Origin of the sequence: Kurthia sibirica, from assembly GCF_003143975.1 — a bacterium.
Classification (GTDB): Bacteria; Bacillota; Bacilli; order Bacillales_A; family Planococcaceae; genus Kurthia; species Kurthia sibirica.
Map to the genome: position 1 here is coordinate 63,961 of NZ_QFVR01000005.1, position 19,417 is coordinate 83,377.

Genomic DNA, 19,417 nt, shown 5'->3' on the forward strand with positions numbered 1-19,417 from the left:
TGAAGAATTTCTGTGAAATGAAACAATAAAAAAAGACCTGGGACAGAACAAAAATAGTATGACTCCCATACGAATAATCAAATCAGTTGAAGTCATGTCCGCGGAAAGCATTTTTCGCAGCAGACATGGATTGAAATGAATAATCCCATATGATTTCGAAAAATCATACAGGATTTTCTCTCTTGAAAATACGTTTGTCTCAGGCTCCCTTTTATGGTAGTAAGATCGTTAGTTAGGCCAACCCTCTTTTTTAAATAGGCACGCCACTTCTTCTAAGGGTAATGGTTTACTAAAGAAAAAACCCTGCATATAGTCACAATTCGCATTTTCAATAATCGTACATTCTGTTAAGGTTTCGACGCCTTCTGCGACAACTGTCATATTGAAAATTCGTGCTAGACCAATAATCGCTATAACCATACGCGATTCACTTGAATTTTCCGTCATCCCCATAATGAAGTCGCGATCAATTTTCAACGTATCGATTGGAAAATTTTTCAAATAACTTAAAGATGAATAACCTTTACCAAAATCATCTAATGCTATCGATATCCCTAATTTTTTTAGTTTAGCAAATGTTTCAATCATCAATTCAGTTTGCGATAACAATGAATTTTCAGTAATTTCAATTTCGATCAAATCAGCGGTACAACCTGTTTCTTGTAAAATAGATTGTATGGAAGACACAAAATTCTTGTCTTTTAGGTGAAGCGGCGATATATTAACGGCAATTTTAATTGCTATGCCAAGTTCATCTTTCCAAGCAACAGCCTGATGACAAGCACTTCTCAGTACAAATTCACCGATTTTCGTCATGAGTCCTAGCTGCTCTGCTAACGGTATAAAAGAATCTGGTGGAATCCAACCTAACTCACCATCAAACCATCGTAACAGCGCCTCAACATCTCGAACTGCTCGTGTTTTAACATCAAATTTTGGTTGATAATACAGCTCAAATAGATTATTTTCTAAGGCATGACGTAGTTTTTTTTCTAATAATATGTACTCATTGAAGGTTACTTTCATCGTCAAATCAAATTCTACCGCATTATTACTCGTATCTTCCTTTGCTTTTGTTAAAGCAATATCTGCAGTCCGAATTACTTCTTCAAATGTTTCGACTTGTAAGATAGAAGGTCTAATGCCAATACTAATGGAACTATAAAATTCATAATTTCCAATTTGAAACATCGCATTAAATAATTCTAAAATAAGATCAACTAGTTGTTGGCGTTGATTATTTTTACATATAATCGCAAATTGGTCACCTAAATAATGATAAACTTGCCCATCGCTAGCTACGAGCATGCGTAATTTTTCTGCCACTTCAATTAAAAATAGGTCCCCAATTTTATAGCCATATCCAACATTAATCTGTTTGAAGCGATTAATCGATAACAAAATCAAACTACGGTCGCTGTCATAGCCTAATTGACGCGCTCTTTTTTTCATTGCATCGTATGTTATTTTTAACTTTCTTCTATTTTCTAGCCCTGTTAGTTCATCATGATACGCTAGATGACGAAATTTCTGTGCGTTTTTTTGCTCTGTAATATCTGTTCGAATTGAAATATATTGGTATGGGTTCCCTTCTTCATTTAAAAAAGGGACAATTTTAGTTTGTACCCAATACAATGAGCCATCTTTTGCGCGATTGCAAATCTCACCTTCCCACATATGTCCCATTCCGATTGTCTTCCATAAATCTTTAAAAAATAGCGATGAATGATAACCAGAATTAAGAATTCGATGATCTTGACCTATAAGTTCTAAAGCACTGTATTGCGATACGCGGCAAAATTGTTTATTCACAGATAAGATAATACCTTTCTCATTCGTGATAGCTACGACAACGGATTGATCTATTGCTGTGATAATATCTTGCATAATCTTATTATTTTCATAACTACTATGCAAAAGTGAGGCAGTTGCATTCATTAGATTATCCATCATTATACCCTCCTTCCTTCTTTATATTCATGACTTTATACTAACACATACATAGATATATTTTACTCTTTTTTGTAAAGAAAGGACGATTTAACCATAACATTTACACTATTTCATCTTTTGATGTTGTTACTGTTTTAAACGTAAATATACCTGTAAAAGAGAATTTTATCATTTAATAGCGAAAATATTGATTTACTATCAAATTACAGAAATTAGCGATAGCTAACAGGCAGGATAAAAGGTATGAATTTTTATGCTTTTTATTGCATTTTAACTACACTGCGACTAATTAACTATAAAATCATTGTATGTAAAAAGAAAAAATAAGGTTTTAAAGCACGCTAAAACCGGCAAATAAAAATCCACAAAACAGCCTGCTACTGTTTTGTGGATTTAGACAAGTCATTCATTGGATGCTCCATAATAACACGTTGAATTTCTTTGTTTTCAACATGTGTGTAGATCTGTGTCGTAGATATGTTAGAATGGCCTAATATTTGTTGTAAGCTACGAATATCGGCACCAGAGCGATAGAGTAAAGTGGCTGACGTATGCCTTAATTTATGGGGTGTTAAATGCTCTTTTTCTAAGCCGGACTGCAGGTTGATTTTACGCACTAATTTAGAGATTGTTTGACGCGTTAGACGCGTACCTTTTTGCGATAGAAATAATGCCTTGTTATCAGTATTTTTTAAATAATTATCGCGTATTTTTAGGTAGCTATGTAAGGCATTTATACAGCTTTTATTCAAAAATAAGTTTCGTTCCTTATCTCCTTTACCTTGAATTGTAATAATATCATCATGGATAGATGTTAGATTCAGCGCGCATAATTCAGAAACGCGAATCCCTAAATTTAGGAATAAGGTCATCATACAATAATCTCGTTCAAAATGAATAGAGTATTGTATACCGGTCATAAACTGTTGAGATTCTTCTAGATTCATATAAATGGGTTGTTTTTTACTTAACTTAGGTGCTTCCAATTCATCTGCTGGGTTTTCTAGGATCAAGTGTTTTTTCGTTTTTAAATAGTGGAAAAATGATTTAAATGTTGCTACTTTACGCGCTCTAGTGGCAGCGTTATTGTGGCGCGTCATCTCACAATATTCTAAAAATAAGTAAAGGTCTTCTAAGGTAATATCACGTAAATCTTCCACCGTATAGTGTGCAATGGATATTTCCATAATAGTATCTAGATTTTCATGCTCTTTTTGTGCAATTAAAAAGCGGAAAAAGAGTGATAAATCATACTCGTATTCTTTTCTTGTGCGCTGTGATTTCCCTTTAATTGCTGTTAAATAAACTAAAAAATCACGTAAAAATTTAGGTGCCTGTGACATCGTAAACACTCCTTTTTTATAGTATACCAATAAAAGGTTCCCAAATGTATATTTGGGAACCTTTTATTTTCTTTATATTGTCTTTTTTTCGTTTTTTTCTATACATTTTACATAATTGATTATCGAGTAACTAGTTAAATAAATACTTTTATTTCTGATTAACAAAGAAAAAAGATGAAGATTTATGTTGAGAAATACCCGTTCGTCCAACTAAGCTAATTTGATATTACACGAACAACTTCCCCACTTTGTATAGTTTGCGTAACTTCGATTGAATATTCAGTTTATTTAGTATTATGTCTTTATTTTGAATAAAATACTTTAAAAAGAAATAAAGGATTATTTTAGAAAATATCTTTAAAATACCATTTAAACCTTAAAATGACATATGAAACTAGTCCCTCTCTTTAAAAAGAGGGACTAGTTTTGAAAATACAGATCGCCACTAATTTATATAGTTTAATTCATTTGTTCCTCTCCACAAAAAGAGGGACTAATATCTGATGAAGTAAAAATAGAAAAATTTGTAAAATAAGATGTATTATGTTAAATTATTCATAGAATAATCTTTTTAGTATATGACTATCCTAGCAGATGGATTCAAGGTTCGCTTTTGGAATAAAAAATAATGGAGAGATTGATATGGCAACTTCTTATATTAATTGCACATCTGACAATGGCATTGGTACGATTGAATTAAATCGCTTGGATGTTTTAAATGCGTTGGATGATACGATGCTCTCACAAATGGAAGAAGCTTTTACTGCATTTGAAAAAAATGACGCTATTTTTATTATTATTTTCAAAAGTGCAGGAGGAAAAGCCTTTGCTGCTGGCGCAGATATTAGCAAATTAAAACTAGCGACTTCCCTACACGCATTGCAATATGGTATGCAAGATTTCTATACAAAAATTGAACGGAGTAGAAAGGTTACACTTGCTATTATTGATGGATTTGCATTAGGTGGTGGGTTTGAGTTAGCCTTAGCTTGTGATATCCGCATTGCGACAACTAATGCTAAGTTTGGCTTACCAGAGTTAAATTTAGGTATTCTACCAGGTGCAGGAGGTACGCAAAGACTCCCCCGTATCGTAGGTAAAGGTCATGCCTTAGATTTAATTTTGACAGGCAAAATGATTAGTGGTCAAGAAGCCTTTGATATGGGCGCAGTTACTTATTTGGCGGATGTTGACGCAGTTGATACAACAATTGCAACAGTTGTAAAACAAATTACTAGAAAAGGCCCTATTGCCGCAAGCCTCGTCAAACTAACGGTTCATAGTGGCGCGGATGTTGATATGAATACCGCATTATGGATTGAAAAATTATCTAATGCTGTGTTATTTGGTACGGATGATAAAACGGAGGGCACATCTGCTTTTATTGAAAAGCGCCAAGCTAATTTTAAAAACCGATAATAGATTGTTTTGCTAGGGCTGCCAACGTTTGAAAGGTTGCCCTTTTCGTAATACAGACGATACAAAACCAAACAGTCTACTTATTCGCAGTACATATTTTTAGATCACGCTGTTTATATTTAAGAATTAACAAGTTAATCGGAGGATTTACTATGCAACTAACAGATATTTTATATGATAAGCATCATGGCATTGCGACAATTACCATCAACCGTCCCGACGTGATGAATGCTTTTCGTGGAGCCACAATTCAACAGTTAATCTATGCATTTAGGGACGCTTGGGATGATGTGAAGATTGGTGCAGTTATACTAACTGGGGCTGGTCAACGTGCTTTTTGTACCGGGGGAGATCAAAAAACAAAAGTGGATGTAGGCGGTTATGATTTTAATGGTGGACTTGGTGGAGGGATTGGTTTAGAGATTGAACAGCTACACTTAGTCATCCGTAATATTCCTAAGCCTGTTATTGCCGCAGTCAATGGTTATGCAATAGGTGGTGGTCATGTACTTCACGTAATTTGTGATTTGACAATCGCTGCTGAACACGCAAAGTTCGGGCAAACTGGACCAACTGTCGGCAGTTTTGATGGTGGTTTTGGCTCTAGTTACCTAGCTCGTATTGTTGGGGACAAAAAAGCACGTGAAATATGGTATTTATGCGAACAATATAGCGCTGCTGAATGTCAAGAAATGGGTTTAGTAAATAAGGTTGTTGCAGGTGAATTACTAATGGATGAAGCTTTAAATTGGGCACAAAAAATATGTGCTAAAAGTCCAACCGCATTAAAAATTTTGAAATATTCATTCAATGCAGACACGGCGAATATACAAGGGATTTCTCAGCTATCAATGGCTAGTTTGGCTCTTTTTTATAAAACGGATGAATCCAATGAAGGACGGGAGGCATTTATAGAAAAACGGGCCGTGAATTTTGCGAAATTCAGAAAATAAAGGGTGTATTATGATGAAATTTGAATCATTATTAACAGCAGACTATAAAAAAAGATATGAAAAAACTTGGCATCATACAACAATTATTGATTATTTAAAACGGGCCATAGCTAATCATCCTCAAAAATGGGCGATCATAGATTCAAAAAGCCGCTATACCTATGAAGAACTTGGTCAATTAGTAAATCGTGTCGCCCTTGGCTTGCATCATCATGGCATTAAAAAAGACGATGTGGTTTCTATTTACTTACCTAATTGGAATGAATTCGTTATTTTGCATTTTGCCATTACCAAATTAGGTGCTATTACAAATCCGTTGATTCCAATCTACCGTGAGCGTGAAATAGACTATATGATTAAAAAAGTTAAATCGAAAGCGCTTATTATACCCGATGTATTCCGTGAATTTAACTACCCCAAAATGATTGAAAATCTGCTGCCACAATGGCCTTTTATGGACACTATTTTTGTTGTCGGAACCAACTACCCACCCACCATGAAAAATTTCACAAACCTCAGCGAAATACCTTGGGAAAAACAGTATGATCATTCTGTACTTGATTTGATTGTACATGACGCTAATGATATTACAGAGATTATTTTTACATCCGGAACTACTGGAAGCCCAAAAGGTGTGATGCACAGTCACAACACTTTATCCATCACAGCAAATTATTGGATGAAACATTTACATTTGACCTCTGATGACGTACTGCTCATGCCTTCTACATTCGCACATCAAACTGGATTTTGTTATGGTGTGCAACTACCCAGTCATTTTGCGGGTACCGCTGTCTATTTGGACAATTGGAATCCAGATGATTTTTTATCGTTGATTGAACAAGAGCAAGTGACCATCACTGCAGGGGCTACACCATTTGTCCAAGATACTATTTATGCTAAAAATTTAAATCAGTACAATATTTCATCTTTAAAAACATTTATTGCTTTGGGTGCTCCGATTCCCCGTCGTTTAATCCAACAGGCTACAGACAATCCGACTATTCAATTTAAAATACTAGCTGGTTGGGGGCAAACTGAAAATGGACTCGTCACATTAACGAGTTTTGAAGATCATGAGGATAAGCTGATTAACAGTGATGGATATCCACTCTATGATATGGAATTAAAAATTGTTGATGCCCAATTTAATGAAGTTCCAAAACATACAGAGGGTTCTCTCCTCTGTAGAGGCCCTGCCCTTTTTATTGGGTATTTTGGTGAAATAGAAAAAACACGAAGTGAATTTTATGAAGACTGGTTTATTACCGGTGATTTAGCCATCATGGATGATGATGGCTATATTCGAATTTCTGGTAGAGCAAAAGATATCATTATTCGTGGTGGAGAGAATATTCCAATTTCATATATTGAAAATATTCTATTTGAGCATGATGGCATTGCCGCGGTCCAACTAGTGGCGATTCCCGATAAAAGACTCCAAGAAAAAGCTGCTGCTATCGTATTAATGCACCCTAATAATCCACCATTATGTTTGGAGGAGATGCAACAATTTTTACAACAAAAAGGTGTAGCAAAAAATTATTGGCCTGAATATTTAGAAGTCCTCGATACGCTTCCACGGACAGCAAGTGGAAAAATACAAAAGTACAAACTACGTAGCTATCTATTAAAAAAATTAGGAAAGGAGGACGCTAAGGAATGAAAAATATTGTATTTATAACGGGAGCAGGCAGCGGGATCGGACGTGCAATTGCACTTCGCTTAAGCAAGGCTAACTATATAATTGCTGTTACGGACATTGATTTAGTTGCTGCGAAGGATACGCTTTCTTTAATAGAAGAAACAGGTGGTAAAGGAACGGCTTTGCATTGTGATGTGACTGATCTACAGTCTGTTAGAACAGCAGTGGAGCAAACGCTGCATAACTATGGGAAAATAACAGTATTAGTCAATAATGCCGGTTGGGATAAAATGGAACCCTTTATAGAAAGTTCTCCAACCGTATGGCAACGTATTATCGACATCAATCTTCTCGGACAAATCCACACATGTCACACTATTCTACCTATTATGATTACACAAAAAATAGGTAGAATTATTAATATCTCTTCTGATTCTGCACGGGTTGGATCTTCTGGTGAAGCGGTATACTCTGCTGCTAAGGGCGGTGTGATCGCATTTAGTAAAACATTAGCACGTGAGATGGCAAAGCATAAAATAAATATTAATACGGTGGCACCTGGTCCAGTAGACACCCCATTATTTAAAGAGATGACTGCCTCCAATAGCGGACTAACTTCTGCACTCATTAAAGCCATTCCATTCAAAAAATTAGCAAATCCAATAGATATTGCAAACGCTGTTGCTTTTTTAGCCTCGGATGATGCCGCCTATATTACTGGTCAAACACTTTCAGTGAATGGCGGACTTACTATGATCTAGGAGGGATTAAAATGACCAACAAACATCATGTTATTTTAGTAACAGGTGGTGCAGAACGTATTGGGAAAGCCATTGTTAAGCAATTAGCAAAAGACAATTATAAAATAGCAATCCACTACTTCAAATCATCTACAGCAGCAGAATTACTCAAAAAAGAGCTGCAAGCAATTGGTATCGTATGCGCTACTTTTCAAGCAGATATTTCCAAGTATGATGAGGTGCTTATGCTTAAAAAGCAGATTAATACTCAACTTGGTCCTGTGTCAGGTATTGTTAATAATGCTGGGTTTGCTGAGTTCAAATCATTCTTTGATTATGCACCAAATGATTGGCAACGTGAAATTACAATCAATCTTAATGGCATTATTAATATTGCGCATATCTTTTTGCCTACTATGATCGATGCAAAATTTGGTAAATTCATTTCCATTATTGGAGATTCTACCCGAACTGGACACCGCACTTTAATTATCCCAGCCGCTGCAAGAGGCGGTGTTATTGGTTTTACAAAATCACTAGCACTTGAACTAGGTCCTCATAATATACAATGCAATATTGTATCTCTTGGTTTAATTGATGAAAATACATTGCAATTGGATGCTCCAACTTTAGCCGCACGTGCCAAAAGTCATCCAGCACAACGCATTGGAAAAGTTACAGATATTACGGGTATAATTCAATTTTTATTAAGCGATTCGTCAGAATGGATTCTCGGACAAATTATTTCGATAAATGGTGGGAAATCAATGATGTCATAAATTGGAAGCGGTAAATTTTAATTTATACAGAAAATAATATTTTTACTAATTAATCAAAAATAACAGACGCTCTATTGTTTACTTTTAGATTAAATGAGGTATAAATAAATAAAGGAGGTTTTCTATTTTATGGGATTTATGTATAAATTTTATTATCAGTTAATTCTGGTCATATAACTTATTCAGGTTTTATTACTGAATACAGCTATCGAATTACGCAATATTTTATGCTTAATACTAAAAAAATCTTTTTAAAAACGATTTTTTGTAATTTAAATCGAATTGTTGATACAAAACAGAAAACGAATAGAAAACTGTCATAAAACAGCGGATTTCTGCATTTTAATCAAAAATATCTCAAATAACAGATGTATTTTTGAGGTATTTTTTGTTTTAAACAGAATAATTAATACCTATTAAAGAATTAATTAATTTTTTAATGAAAAAAAGTATTGCAATTTAAAACGCTTTCAAATAATATAAACACAGGGACAAGAAATACAACCTATCCCCAATAAAACCAAATAAAGGAGGCATACTTAATGGATAATAAATTAGACGGCACAGAAATATTAGAAGCATCACAATCTAATACAACAGCCCGTTCAGAATTATCAACTCAAGAGTATGTAAATATTACTGAAAGTTCTGAATACAAAGCATTGAAAAAGAAAAAGAACAAATTCATTTTCCCAATTGCAGTTTTCTTCTTGCTATTTTATTTTGCTCTACCTGTTCTTACTTCATTCTTTCCATCGGTATTAAAAGGGAATGCGATCGGCGACATCACTTGGGTTTGGATTTTTGCTTTTGCACAATTCATCATGGTTTGGACATTAGTAACTGTGTATGTGAAAAAAGCTGCCAAATTCGATAAGGATGCTGCAGTAATTATTCACAAAGCTAAGGATGGTGCATACAAATGAGTGGTATTAGTGGTATCGGTATCATATTTTTCGTCGGAATTGTGGGTATTACATTAGTTGTAACTTACCTAGCTTCCAAAAATAATAATTCTGCTCAAGACTTTTATACTGCCGGTGGCGGTTTAACTGGTTGGCAAAATGGTATTGCCATCGCTGGTGATTATTTATCAGCTGCATCTTTCCTAGGTATAGCAGGTGCAATTGCACTTTTTGGATTTGATGGTTTCTTCTATAGCATAGGTTACTTAGTTGCTTATCTAGTTGTGTTATATATAGTAGCTGAGCCATTACGTAACTTAGGTAAATATACATTAGCAGATATGATTACAGCACGTTTTGATCATAAAAAAATTCGTGGTACTGCGGCTGTTAGTTCAATTGTAATCGTATTATTTTATATGATTGCACAACTTGTTGGTGCTGGTGCACTTATTCAATTACTATTAGGTATTGATTACTGGGTTGCTGTTATTCTAGTAGGTATCATGATGACGATCTATGTTTTATGGGGTGGCATGGGTGCTACTTCTTGGGTGCAAATTATTAAAGCATGTTTATTGATGCTAGGTACCGTTATTATTTCGGCTCTTGTATTAATGAAATTCAACTTTAATGTGCTAGAAATGTTCTCATATGTTAAAACACACCAACCACATGGTGAAGCATACTTAAATGCAGGCGTTAAATACACAAATGGCATTGATACAATGTCTATGATGATCGCGCTTGTACTTGGTACAGCAGGTTTACCACATATTTTAATGCGTTTCTTCACTGTAAAAGATGCAAAAACTGCACGTAGCTCAGTAGTTACTGCAACTTGGATCGTTGGTGCATTCTATATCTTAACTATTTTCTTAGGCTTCGGTGCTGCTGCATTCGTAGGTACAGACAAAATCCTTGCTGCTAACCCAGCAGGTAACATGGCTGCCCCACTTCTTGCAGAGTATTTAGGTGGCGATATTCTAATGTCCTTCATCTGTGCTGTTGCATTCGCAACAATTTTAGCTGTGGTAGCTGGACTCGTTCTCTCAGGGGCCTCTGCTTTCGCACATGATATTTATGGTCAAATTTTCAAAAAAGGGAAAGCCACTGAAAGACAACAAATGCTTGCTGCTCGTTATGCATCTGTTGGGGTATCCGTATTCTCAATCGTTCTTGCATTATTCGCACAATCTTTAAATGTTGCTTTCTTAGTATCACTGGCATTTTGTATTGCAGCTTCTGCAAACTTACCAGTAATTATTTATACAATTTACTACAAAAAATTCAACACGACTGGCGCATTGGCTGGTATGTTAACAGGTTTAATCTCCGCTTTAGTTCTGGTAGCTCTTAGCCCAAATATTTGGAATCCTGAAGGTACAGCAATCTTCACTGGTGAGGCTTTATTCCCTCTTACAAATCCAGCGATTGTTTCCGTACCACTTGGTTTCTTAGCTGGTTGGATTGGCTCTTTAATTGGTGCTAAATCAGATGCGAAGAAATATGCTGAAGTCGAAGTTAAAGCAAATACAGGTATGGGTTCAAGCGGTTCTGTTGATCACTGATTCTGTAAAAAACCACGCAGTTCTTACTGCGTGGTTTTTTTATGCATGAAAACTCGTGATGATTTGTTCAGTTCTATTAAAAGCATTACCGGCCATAATTGCTGCTGCAACTAATACCGCTTCTGACAATTCTTCAATAGTCGCCCCTTCTTTTATTGCATTACGTGTATGCACATCAATGCAATAGGGACATAATGTAGCATGGGCAATGGCTACTGCTATAGTTTCTTTCATTTTGATTGATAGAGCGCCTTCTTTCATAGCGAATTTACTAAAACCAATATAACCTTTAAATGCAGACCCAGCATGATTATTTAATAAAGGTAACTTTTCTAAATTTGATTTTTTGTATAAAACATCGTCTACCTCATCATCAATCGCATTATGCATATTGGTACTATGTGTCACAGCTCCACCTGCTTCAACAGCGGCTACGACAAATACCGCTTCTAGCAGTTGCTGTAAAGAAGCGCCAGACATTTTTGCTTGTTTTGTATGACCGTCTAAACAATTTGTACATGTTAATGCTGTCGCAACAGCAACGGCAATAATCGCCTTTTCCTTTGAGGATAAGGCGCCTTCTGTTAACGCAACTTCGCTAAATTTTTTAAAATATTTTAATTGCTGCGGTGTTAACTCTTCTATTTCTTTCGTCATCTTGCTCACTCCTAAAAATATGGCATATAATCTATTACCCTTTTTTATTACAAAATAAAAACATCTTTCGTTAAAGAGTCAGGTAGAGAAATTCATATCTACGAACGGCATTTTTTCTGTAGGAACAATAATTAAGCTTCTGTTGCACAGTGTAATTTCTGCTTATATTATCACATGAACATTAGTGAGTTTTTGAACTTTACAACAGAAACTGATATAATAAACTTACTATTTACGAAGGGGTGTATCATATGAACATTTATTCACACCTAGACCGAAAAAAACAAGTTCAATTTGCTGTAGGTATGGCAGCACTAGATGGTGGAACGCCATCTGCATTTACCAAAAATTTGCTGACTGAATATGAGAATGGTCGAGTTACATCTGACCAGTTAAAACAAGCTATTCTTAAAAAATATGCGAAGACATCAAATTAATGGATCCATATGTTTATCAAAATTCTAGTGTATTAATAAATAAGCTCCATATTATTGATGAGAATGAATTAATCGACGTAGAAGCTCAACTGTTAATTGCAGGAATTATCGACATTCACAGCAAACTTAATGAATTAGACTTTACTCATTATACGTGCCTACAAACGATTCACCGTTTCTTATTCGAAGAGCTTTATACATGGGCTGGAGAATTTCGAACAATCAATATTTACAAAAATGAAAGCGTATTAAATGGCCTATCTATTATTTATAGCGATAAAAAACACATCGTTAATGATTTAAAAAATATTTTCCAATGGGCTTCACAAATTGAATGGTCACACCAAAATCCTCAACTTCCCTCACAGATCACCAAATTTATGACAGATATTTGGCGTGTACATCCTTATCGTGAAGGAAATACCCGCGCTGTCTCTATCTTTATCAAACTATTTGCTGATAAATATGAATTATCTTTTCATGCGGAATTACTTTCTCAAAATGCAAACTATTTGCGCAATGCACTGGTCATGGCTGCTGTTGATGAAGCGCCCGAACCTAGTTATTTGCAACATATCATTTTAGATGCTTTAATGTTCAATTTATCAGAAATAACCGAACCAACTAAAATAGATTCCACAAAATATCAATCTATCGGGAAATACGATGTAACAAACTATGAAGAAAAGCCATTTTATACTAAACCAGATGAATCTCAATGAGTTCCTTCTTTCTTTAAGAAGTGAACTCATTTTCTTTTTGACTGTTTCTTATGCATTCCACACCTTTTATTTTCTTGTACTAGTATACTCATATCCGAATTCAAACAAAACTAACCAGCCAATCGCCGGTAATTAACCGTCAATTGGCTGGTGAATAGGTATTTTCATAGTGTCTCAAAATTGTAGTGCTGTGTCGCTAATGTTGTAGGTTTTGTTGACTAATAATTGTTTGACCACCAATTGTACACAGCATGTAAGACGTCAATAACTGATTTAAAGACTGATGTTCTTCATTTTGTATGACACAAGTATTTAAAAAACATTGGACGGCCATGTAAAAGGCATGTGCGGGTTGCCAAGATAAATTGAAATTACCTCGAATAGCAAAAAAATTGTCGACCACTGTTTCTAATTCATGATCTTTGACTTGTTTCAATGCTAAAATAGCAATAAATGGATACATACTTGATTTGATGACGACGCCTAATTGTTCTAAGTGAAGACGGATTGCTTTGCAGTATGTAACAAGATGGTCTACATATGTAGGACTTTGCCACAGTAAAAATTGCGCCATAGTTTGTAAATTATTTCCTAATGAAAAATTTTCTTTTCTCAATTCATCGTAGTAAAGTCGTACAGTTATACTCATTTCTTCAAAAGGTGAATTGATATAGCGGCCCGCCAATACCACTAAGGTAGAAATATCATTACCAGAAGTTAAAAAAATTTGTTTTTTCGCCCCAGCACGATAGAGTTCTCTAGCAGCACTTGCTTGTTTTTGTTCTTGGCCATTCAGTAGTAATGGAGCGGCTAAATGACTATATATTGCATGTTTAAGTTTATGTTGATCGAGATATTTTTTATTTTGGATTATTCGGTTATAGACTTTTTTATCACCTTGCATATAGTGAGCATAGACATACTGAATATATGGTTGATTGCGAATTGTCGAAAACCAGCCAGACTGCTCTTTAATCCAATTGACATCTGCAAAAAACTGTTTATTATTGATCTGCTTAGAACCTACGGATCCAGCTATTGCGAGTGTTAAAATAGTAATCTTTGAATCTGTCCAATTTTTATGTGCCAGCAATTTCTGCTGATTGTCTTCAAATAACGCTAATTGATTTTCGATATAAATCGCCTCCCCATTTTATTATACGTTTTAACTGGTAAAAAGTTTCAATTTTCTATGTATAATCATATGCATTCCACTGTTTTGAGTCTAGTCCGTCCACCGTTATTAGGCATACGGTAACATCTGCACATGAGTGCTAAATGGACCGTAACTACTAAACTAGCGATTAACATTTATTCTTTGCTCAAGTGGTAGGATTCTATATAGAAAATTAAATAACCACACTACTTTCTGCAAGAAGTAGTGTGGTTATTTAGGTTAGTTTGTCGAAATAACAGGTGGTAGCCATTGTAATAAGGCAATTGCTTCTGTTGGGTTGTAGAGGCGCATCGTTAAACCAATTTCACCATTCGGTGGAGAAGGTAACCAGTTAGTTATTAAATTAGCATGCGGTCTTTTATGTTGTATATATATATCTAATGAACCGTCTGCATTATAGCTTAAATTATTACGGTCGCCAAGTGCAAAACGTCCAAGCTCATTATCTACTTGAAAACCATCTTGATCGTACATTGTCAAAGACCAAAAAGCATGTACAGGTGGTAATTGATCTTTGTCAAAATGAATCACATAATTTTTTTCACTTACCAATTTTTCGCCATTTTCATCACTTTGTGCAAAAGGATAAATTGCTTCATCGACTGGGTTGGCCCCTAAAGCTATGAGAGCAATTACCGCTCGTTTTAAATACTCATTGCCATAAACACCCATAACGGAGTTATTAACTTGCCAGCCATTGTAGACATGAGCAATTTTAGGTGTTTCTTCCATTAGTTTTTGCAAACCTAGTTGCATACTATCCTGTAAAACCTCTTGTATATCGATTGGTAAATCGTCAAATTTTTTACCTGCCTCTAAGCCGATTTTCTTCAATTGTGCAATAATAGACCAATCAGAGAGATGGGGCTTATTTACTTGTAATGCTTCTAATGCCATCGTGTAATACTGTTGTGCGCTCATTTCATTTACAACATACGTAACGGGTTTTGATAGAATAAGATCATCTCGCTTTGGCACATCTTTTAATTGAACTGCTTCTCCAGACAACCAATTATTTAAGGGGGTGAACTTTATGGAATCTTGAAACTCTCGGAGCGTAGGGTCATCCTCCCCTTGCGCTTGTACACGACCGATTAACCAGGCATAAAGTGTAGGGGATTTAATAACCTGCATCCCTTCTGGCACATCTCCAGACCAGCAACTTGGGGTAATCAGAAAATTTTGTGCCTCATATCCTGTTGTACGCGACCCAGGAATGGCAAATGAATCTGACCACATATCGTGAAGTGGTAACTCATAATACCGTTTCACTGTATTTTCACCAACCGATAGAACAACGGGTCCTTGAGATAAATCGACCCAGCCTGTCGAGTATAATGTATCAAAATTAACACGTACAACTGTCTTTATATCTGCGCTCGGAAAATTTCTAAAATGACCTACACGATTTAAAGGTCCGGCAGCAACTAAACTTGGATTTGATTTTGGATCTGAATGGAGAAATTGTAATCTTGTCATTTCCATGCTCACTAGTGGATAAAAATAAATATATGCTTTGGTAGCTAATTCTTGTAACTGAACTCGTGTTGACATGATATTCACTCCGTTTCATTTAGTATGAAATTAATACCATTTTCATTCCCTTATTTGTGTGATTTAAACAAATTGCCCTTTTTAAGTATTCTGCATTTTTCGAAGCGGAAATGGATTGAAATGAAAAATCCCGTATGATTTCGAAAAATCATACGGGATTTTCTCTGTTGAAAATACTTTGTCTCAGGCTCAGTGAGTTGTTAGATGGATGTTTGTTGTGGAAAAAAAGCATCAATTGTTGCAAAGTCATTGAGATGTAAAGCTTCAACAATGGCACTGCCAACAATAACGCCATCAATATTTTCTCCTACGATTACAGCATGGTCATGGGATGAAATACCAAAACCTGCTAATACAGGTATAGGCGCTATTGATTTTAATTTTTTCAAATGATGTTGTAAATCTTGTGAAAATGCTGATCCACTACCTGTAATCCCATTAATTGTCACTGCATAAACAAAGCCTTCTGACTCATGTAAAATCTTTTCAATTCTAGTTTGTGGACTTGTTAATGAAATCAAAGGAATTAGCGCAATATCATCATCCGGTACTAGGACATCATTAATTATAGATGATTCTTCGAAAGGCATATCCGGTATAATCAAACCTTTAATATTGGCTTCCTTTATATCTGAAATGAATTTAGGAATACCATATTGGATAATCGGATTTAAATACGTCATGATTACGAGAGGTATTTTCACTTCGTGCTTTATCGTTGTTAAAAAGGCGATTATTTTACGTAAACTTACTTTTTGTGCTAATGCACGTAAACCGGCTTGTTGAATGGTTGGCCCATCTGCTACTGGATCTGAAAATGGAATGCCGATTTCAATGGCAGTTGCCCCGGATTTTTGTAAGTACAAAATGGTGTCTTTTGTTTTTTCTAAACCACCATCACCTGCCATAATATAGGGTACAAACGCTTTATTACCTTGTGTAGTAGTCTGTTCGATAACGGCTTGTAGTGTTTTAGTCATTGGATTTCCCTCCTAATACTTGGCGTACTTGATCTACATCTTTATCACCACGACCGGATAGACAGATGACCAAAATTTCTTCTGTAGACATAGTTTGTGCTAATTTAGATGCAAAGGAAATTGCATGAGAACTTTCGAGTGCAGGAATAATCCCCTCTGTTTTTGTCAATAACTGAAAACCTTCAAGCGCTTCTTCATCTGTAGCGGAAGTATATTCCACACGACCAATATCACCTAAATGGCAATGTTCCGGCCCCACTGCTGGATAATCTAATCCAGCAGATATGGATACAGCCTCCTGAATCATGCCATCATCATCTTGTAAAATATACATATAGGCTCCATGAAGTACCCCTTCTTTACTCGTAGCAAATGCTGCTGCGTGTTCACCAGATTGAATACCTTTACCTGCCGCTTCAACGCCATATAATTTAACTGCCTGATCTTCAATAAAGGGTGTAAACATGCCTATTGCATTACTTCCTCCACCAACACATGCCACAATAGCATCAGGTAATCGACCCGTTTTTTCTAAAATCTGTCTGCGGGTTTCATCACCAATCACACGTTGGAAATCTTTAACGATTGTTGGGAAGGGATGTGGACCTAATGCAGACCCTAAAATATAGTGCGTATCATGTACGTTTGCAACCCAGTAACGTAATGCCTCATTACATGCGTCTTTTAATGTTGCAGAACCAGCATCAACTGGAATCACGGTTGCCCCTAAAAGTTCCATACGGAAGACATTCAATTCTTGACGTTTTACATCTTCACGTCCCATAAATACAACACATTCAATATCAAACAATGCACAAACAGTGGCTGTGGCGACACCATGTTGACCGGCACCAGTTTCAGCAACAACTTTGGTTTTACCCATACGTTTAGCTAATAGTACTTGTCCCAAAGCATTATTAATTTTATGAGCACCTGTATGATTTAAATCTTCACGTTTTAAATAAATTTGAGCACCACCTAATTTTTTGCTAAGGCTTTTTGCATGATAGAGAGGATTTTCACGCCCAACATAATCTTTTAAATAATCATGTAACTCTGCGTTAAATGATGCATCTTTTTTTGCTTCATTATAGGCTTCTTCTAATTCAATTAATGCTGTCATTAATGTTTCAGGTACGTATTGTCCACCGAATCGTCCGAATCGTCCATTTGTTGTTGTCATTTAGTACACGCTCCGCTTCTTAATAAATTGAGTAAGGCTGTGATTTTCTGTGGATCTTTCACGCCTGCTGTTTCAACACCAGATGATACGTCGATGATTGCTGGTGCTACCTGATTGATTGCTTGTGCTATATTCGAACTATTGAGCCCACCTGCCAAAATAACACGCTGGCGATCAATGTGAAGGTCGTCAAGTAATGACCAATCAAATTGATTACCACTGCCACCTTTGAAATCTGTTCCGGGTGCATCGAATAATAAATATTCGCTTGTGCAAGTTGACGCTTTTTCGACGTCTTTCTTGCTTCGAACTGAGAAGGCTTTAATGGTGGGAAATGGCAATGCCTCAATTACTTGTGAGCTTTCATCCCCATGTAGCTGAATCATATCCAAAGGCACTGTTTTGGCGATATGAATCATATTTTCGACTGATTCATTTACGAAAACGCCAACTTTTAATATTGAAGAAGGAATATCCTTAGCCAATTGCTGCGCGGTTTCAATATTTATCTGTCTTTTACTAGCAGCAAAGACAAAGCCAATCGCATCTGCTCCCGCTGCTACAGTATGATTGACATGTTCTTTTGTCATTAATCCACAAATTTTAATTTTTGTCATTCTACTTCACGTACTTTCTTTACCGCTAGCATTTGAAGTGCCGCTTCAACATTTTCAGACTTCATTAGAGTTTCACCTACTAATATTGCCGATGCCCCATATGCGGAAACCATTTTAGCATCCTCGGTATTTTTAATACCCGATTCACTCACTAATACCTGATCTGTGTTGTTAGAAAATGCTTTAGCAATCGTTTGCGTATGTTTTAAATCAACTTCGAAGTTTTTAAGATTTCGATTATTTATACCGATTATTTTTGCGCCAAGAGCATGTGCACGCTCATATTCTTCTACGCTATGAACTTCTACAAGAATGGCGAGATTCATCTGATTTGCATAGGTATATAATTCACGTAAACGCTCTGACTCTAATGCTGCAACGATCAATAAAATAACGGATGCTCCATTTGCTCTAGCATAATCAATTTGAATTTCATCTAGTATAAAGTCTTTGCATAATACAGGAATTGATACTGCTTGTGCTACTTTGCGTAAATCTTCATAACTACCTTTAAAAAATGGTTCATCTGTTAAAACAGATATGCATGCAGCACCAGCTGCTTCATATTGTTGTGCTTGTTTAACGACATCTACATTTGCTTTGATGATGCCTTTTGATGGTGAAGCTCGCTTGATTTCTGCAATGATTTGCAAAGTATCTTTTTGTATTAACGCATCATATAAGGAGTACAAGGGTAAATCAAAGTTCAAAGTTGCCTTTTTCATCTTCAATTCTGCAACCTTATTCACTTTTTCATCGAGAATTTGCTGTAGGATTGTCAT

At 35.7% G+C, this 19,417-nt stretch carries 18 protein-coding genes; 9 read left to right on the forward strand and 9 right to left on the reverse strand.

Features of this window, described 5'->3' with window-relative positions; genetic code table 11:
- Positions 1 to 228 precede the first annotated feature (228 nt).
- On the reverse strand, positions 229 to 1,950 hold the full coding sequence (locus DEX24_RS05285) for a putative bifunctional diguanylate cyclase/phosphodiesterase (protein WP_109305368.1): 1,722 nt from the start codon (positions 1,948 to 1,950) through the stop codon (positions 229 to 231).
- A 380-nt stretch (positions 1,951 to 2,330) separates the two neighbouring features.
- Complete coding sequence (locus DEX24_RS05290) at positions 2,331 to 3,296, reverse strand: tyrosine recombinase XerC (protein ID WP_109305369.1); 966 nt, start codon at positions 3,294 to 3,296, stop codon at positions 2,331 to 2,333.
- A 642-nt stretch (positions 3,297 to 3,938) separates the two neighbouring features.
- Between DEX24_RS05290 and DEX24_RS05295 the strand changes: the two genes are divergently transcribed.
- The 7 genes from DEX24_RS05295 to DEX24_RS05325 all read left to right on the forward strand — a co-directional run bounded on the left by DEX24_RS05295 (position 3,939) and on the right by DEX24_RS05325 (position 11,308).
- On the forward strand, positions 3,939 to 4,715 hold the full coding sequence (locus DEX24_RS05295; RefSeq protein ID WP_109305370.1) for an enoyl-CoA hydratase/isomerase family protein: 777 nt from the start codon (positions 3,939 to 3,941) through the stop codon (positions 4,713 to 4,715).
- A gap of 152 nt (positions 4,716 to 4,867) precedes the next feature.
- A complete protein-coding gene (gene menB / locus DEX24_RS05300) occupies positions 4,868 to 5,668 on the forward strand; it encodes a 1,4-dihydroxy-2-naphthoyl-CoA synthase (RefSeq protein ID WP_109305371.1) in 801 nt (266 codons plus the stop codon).
- Between the two features lie 13 nt (positions 5,669 to 5,681).
- Positions 5,682 to 7,334, forward strand: coding sequence for an AMP-binding protein (locus tag DEX24_RS05305; protein WP_109305503.1), 1,653 nt, complete (start codon positions 5,682 to 5,684; stop codon positions 7,332 to 7,334).
- A complete protein-coding gene (locus tag DEX24_RS05310; protein WP_109305372.1) occupies positions 7,331 to 8,074 on the forward strand; it encodes an SDR family NAD(P)-dependent oxidoreductase in 744 nt (247 codons plus the stop codon). Before DEX24_RS05305 ends, DEX24_RS05310 begins: the two co-directional genes overlap by 4 nt.
- Positions 8,075 to 8,085: 11 nt before the next feature.
- A complete protein-coding gene (locus tag DEX24_RS05315; RefSeq protein WP_109305373.1) occupies positions 8,086 to 8,832 on the forward strand; it encodes an SDR family NAD(P)-dependent oxidoreductase in 747 nt (248 codons plus the stop codon).
- A gap of 542 nt (positions 8,833 to 9,374) precedes the next feature.
- Positions 9,375 to 9,758 (forward strand): DUF485 domain-containing protein, encoded by a 384-nt coding sequence (locus tag DEX24_RS05320; protein WP_109305374.1) that lies wholly within the window; start codon positions 9,375 to 9,377, stop codon positions 9,756 to 9,758.
- Positions 9,755 to 11,308 (forward strand): solute symporter family protein, encoded by a 1,554-nt coding sequence (locus DEX24_RS05325; RefSeq protein WP_170112854.1) that lies wholly within the window; start codon positions 9,755 to 9,757, stop codon positions 11,306 to 11,308. The genes DEX24_RS05320 and DEX24_RS05325 overlap by 4 nt, the downstream gene beginning before the upstream one ends.
- Positions 11,309 to 11,347: 39 nt before the next feature.
- On the opposite strand, the gene DEX24_RS05330 is transcribed toward DEX24_RS05325, so the two are convergent.
- Positions 11,348 to 11,965 carry a carboxymuconolactone decarboxylase family protein gene (locus tag DEX24_RS05330; RefSeq protein ID WP_109305375.1) on the reverse strand — a complete coding sequence of 206 codons (618 nt, stop codon included), beginning with the start codon at positions 11,963 to 11,965 and terminating at the stop codon, positions 11,348 to 11,350.
- Between the two features lie 251 nt (positions 11,966 to 12,216).
- Between DEX24_RS05330 and DEX24_RS05335 the strand changes: the two genes are divergently transcribed.
- The gene (locus DEX24_RS05335) at positions 12,217 to 12,402 is read left to right on the forward strand and encodes an antitoxin VbhA family protein (RefSeq protein ID WP_109305376.1); all 186 of its coding nucleotides are present in this window, start codon (positions 12,217 to 12,219) and stop codon (positions 12,400 to 12,402) included.
- Positions 12,402 to 13,124, forward strand: a complete 723-nt coding sequence (locus DEX24_RS05340) for a Fic/DOC family protein (protein WP_109305377.1) — start codon at positions 12,402 to 12,404, stop codon at positions 13,122 to 13,124. The genes DEX24_RS05335 and DEX24_RS05340 overlap by 1 nt, the downstream gene beginning before the upstream one ends.
- A 196-nt stretch (positions 13,125 to 13,320) precedes the next feature.
- On the opposite strand, the gene DEX24_RS05345 is transcribed toward DEX24_RS05340, so the two are convergent.
- From DEX24_RS05345 to trpC, 6 genes are all read right to left on the reverse strand, one after another.
- Entirely contained in the window at positions 13,321 to 14,217 is an 897-nt protein-coding gene (locus tag DEX24_RS05345) for a DUF4003 family protein (RefSeq protein ID WP_170112855.1), read from the reverse strand.
- A gap of 303 nt (positions 14,218 to 14,520) precedes the next feature.
- On the reverse strand, positions 14,521 to 15,855 hold the full coding sequence (locus tag DEX24_RS05350; protein ID WP_109305379.1) for a DUF1254 domain-containing protein: 1,335 nt from the start codon (positions 15,853 to 15,855) through the stop codon (positions 14,521 to 14,523).
- Positions 15,856 to 16,055: 200 nt separating this feature from the next.
- The gene (gene trpA / locus DEX24_RS05355) at positions 16,056 to 16,835 is read right to left on the reverse strand and encodes a tryptophan synthase subunit alpha (protein ID WP_109305380.1); all 780 of its coding nucleotides are present in this window, start codon (positions 16,833 to 16,835) and stop codon (positions 16,056 to 16,058) included.
- Positions 16,828 to 18,018, reverse strand: coding sequence for a tryptophan synthase subunit beta (gene trpB / locus DEX24_RS05360; protein WP_109305381.1), 1,191 nt, complete (start codon positions 18,016 to 18,018; stop codon positions 16,828 to 16,830). Before trpB ends, trpA begins: the two co-directional genes overlap by 8 nt.
- On the reverse strand, positions 18,015 to 18,635 hold the full coding sequence (locus DEX24_RS05365; RefSeq protein WP_109305382.1) for a phosphoribosylanthranilate isomerase: 621 nt from the start codon (positions 18,633 to 18,635) through the stop codon (positions 18,015 to 18,017). Before DEX24_RS05365 ends, trpB begins: the two co-directional genes overlap by 4 nt.
- Positions 18,632 to 19,417 carry an indole-3-glycerol phosphate synthase TrpC gene (gene trpC / locus DEX24_RS05370; protein ID WP_109305383.1) on the reverse strand — a complete coding sequence of 262 codons (786 nt, stop codon included), beginning with the start codon at positions 19,415 to 19,417 and terminating at the stop codon, positions 18,632 to 18,634. Before trpC ends, DEX24_RS05365 begins: the two co-directional genes overlap by 4 nt.

What these genes read in the sequence shown, in the direction of transcription:
- DEX24_RS05365 (WP_109305382.1), bottom strand. Translation starts at nt 18,635, where the DNA reads ATGACAAAAATTAAAATTTGTGGATTAATGACAAAAGAACATGTCAAT.
- trpA (WP_109305380.1), bottom strand. Translation starts at nt 16,835, where the DNA reads ATGACTAAAACACTACAAGCCGTTATCGAACAGACTACTACACAAGGT.
- trpC (WP_109305383.1), bottom strand. Translation starts at nt 19,417, where the DNA reads ATGACAATCCTACAGCAAATTCTCGATGAAAAAGTGAATAAGGTTGCA.
- DEX24_RS05330 (WP_109305375.1), bottom strand. Translation starts at nt 11,965, where the DNA reads ATGACGAAAGAAATAGAAGAGTTAACACCGCAGCAATTAAAATATTTT.
- trpB (WP_109305381.1), bottom strand. Translation starts at nt 18,018, where the DNA reads ATGACAACAACAAATGGACGATTCGGACGATTCGGTGGACAATACGTA.
- DEX24_RS05335 (WP_109305376.1), top strand. Translation starts at nt 12,217, where the DNA reads ATGAACATTTATTCACACCTAGACCGAAAAAAACAAGTTCAATTTGCT.
- DEX24_RS05340 (WP_109305377.1), top strand. Translation starts at nt 12,402, where the DNA reads ATGGATCCATATGTTTATCAAAATTCTAGTGTATTAATAAATAAGCTC.
- DEX24_RS05325 (WP_170112854.1), top strand. Translation starts at nt 9,755, where the DNA reads ATGAGTGGTATTAGTGGTATCGGTATCATATTTTTCGTCGGAATTGTG.
- DEX24_RS05285 (WP_109305368.1), bottom strand. Translation starts at nt 1,950, where the DNA reads ATGGATAATCTAATGAATGCAACTGCCTCACTTTTGCATAGTAGTTAT.
- DEX24_RS05350 (WP_109305379.1), bottom strand. Translation starts at nt 15,855, where the DNA reads ATGTCAACACGAGTTCAGTTACAAGAATTAGCTACCAAAGCATATATT.
- DEX24_RS05290 (WP_109305369.1), bottom strand. Translation starts at nt 3,296, where the DNA reads ATGTCACAGGCACCTAAATTTTTACGTGATTTTTTAGTTTATTTAACA.
- DEX24_RS05315 (WP_109305373.1), top strand. Translation starts at nt 8,086, where the DNA reads ATGACCAACAAACATCATGTTATTTTAGTAACAGGTGGTGCAGAACGT.
- menB (WP_109305371.1), top strand. Translation starts at nt 4,868, where the DNA reads ATGCAACTAACAGATATTTTATATGATAAGCATCATGGCATTGCGACA.
- DEX24_RS05310 (WP_109305372.1), top strand. Translation starts at nt 7,331, where the DNA reads ATGAAAAATATTGTATTTATAACGGGAGCAGGCAGCGGGATCGGACGT.
- DEX24_RS05295 (WP_109305370.1), top strand. Translation starts at nt 3,939, where the DNA reads ATGGCAACTTCTTATATTAATTGCACATCTGACAATGGCATTGGTACG.
- DEX24_RS05305 (WP_109305503.1), top strand. Translation starts at nt 5,682, where the DNA reads ATGAAATTTGAATCATTATTAACAGCAGACTATAAAAAAAGATATGAA.
- DEX24_RS05320 (WP_109305374.1), top strand. Translation starts at nt 9,375, where the DNA reads ATGGATAATAAATTAGACGGCACAGAAATATTAGAAGCATCACAATCT.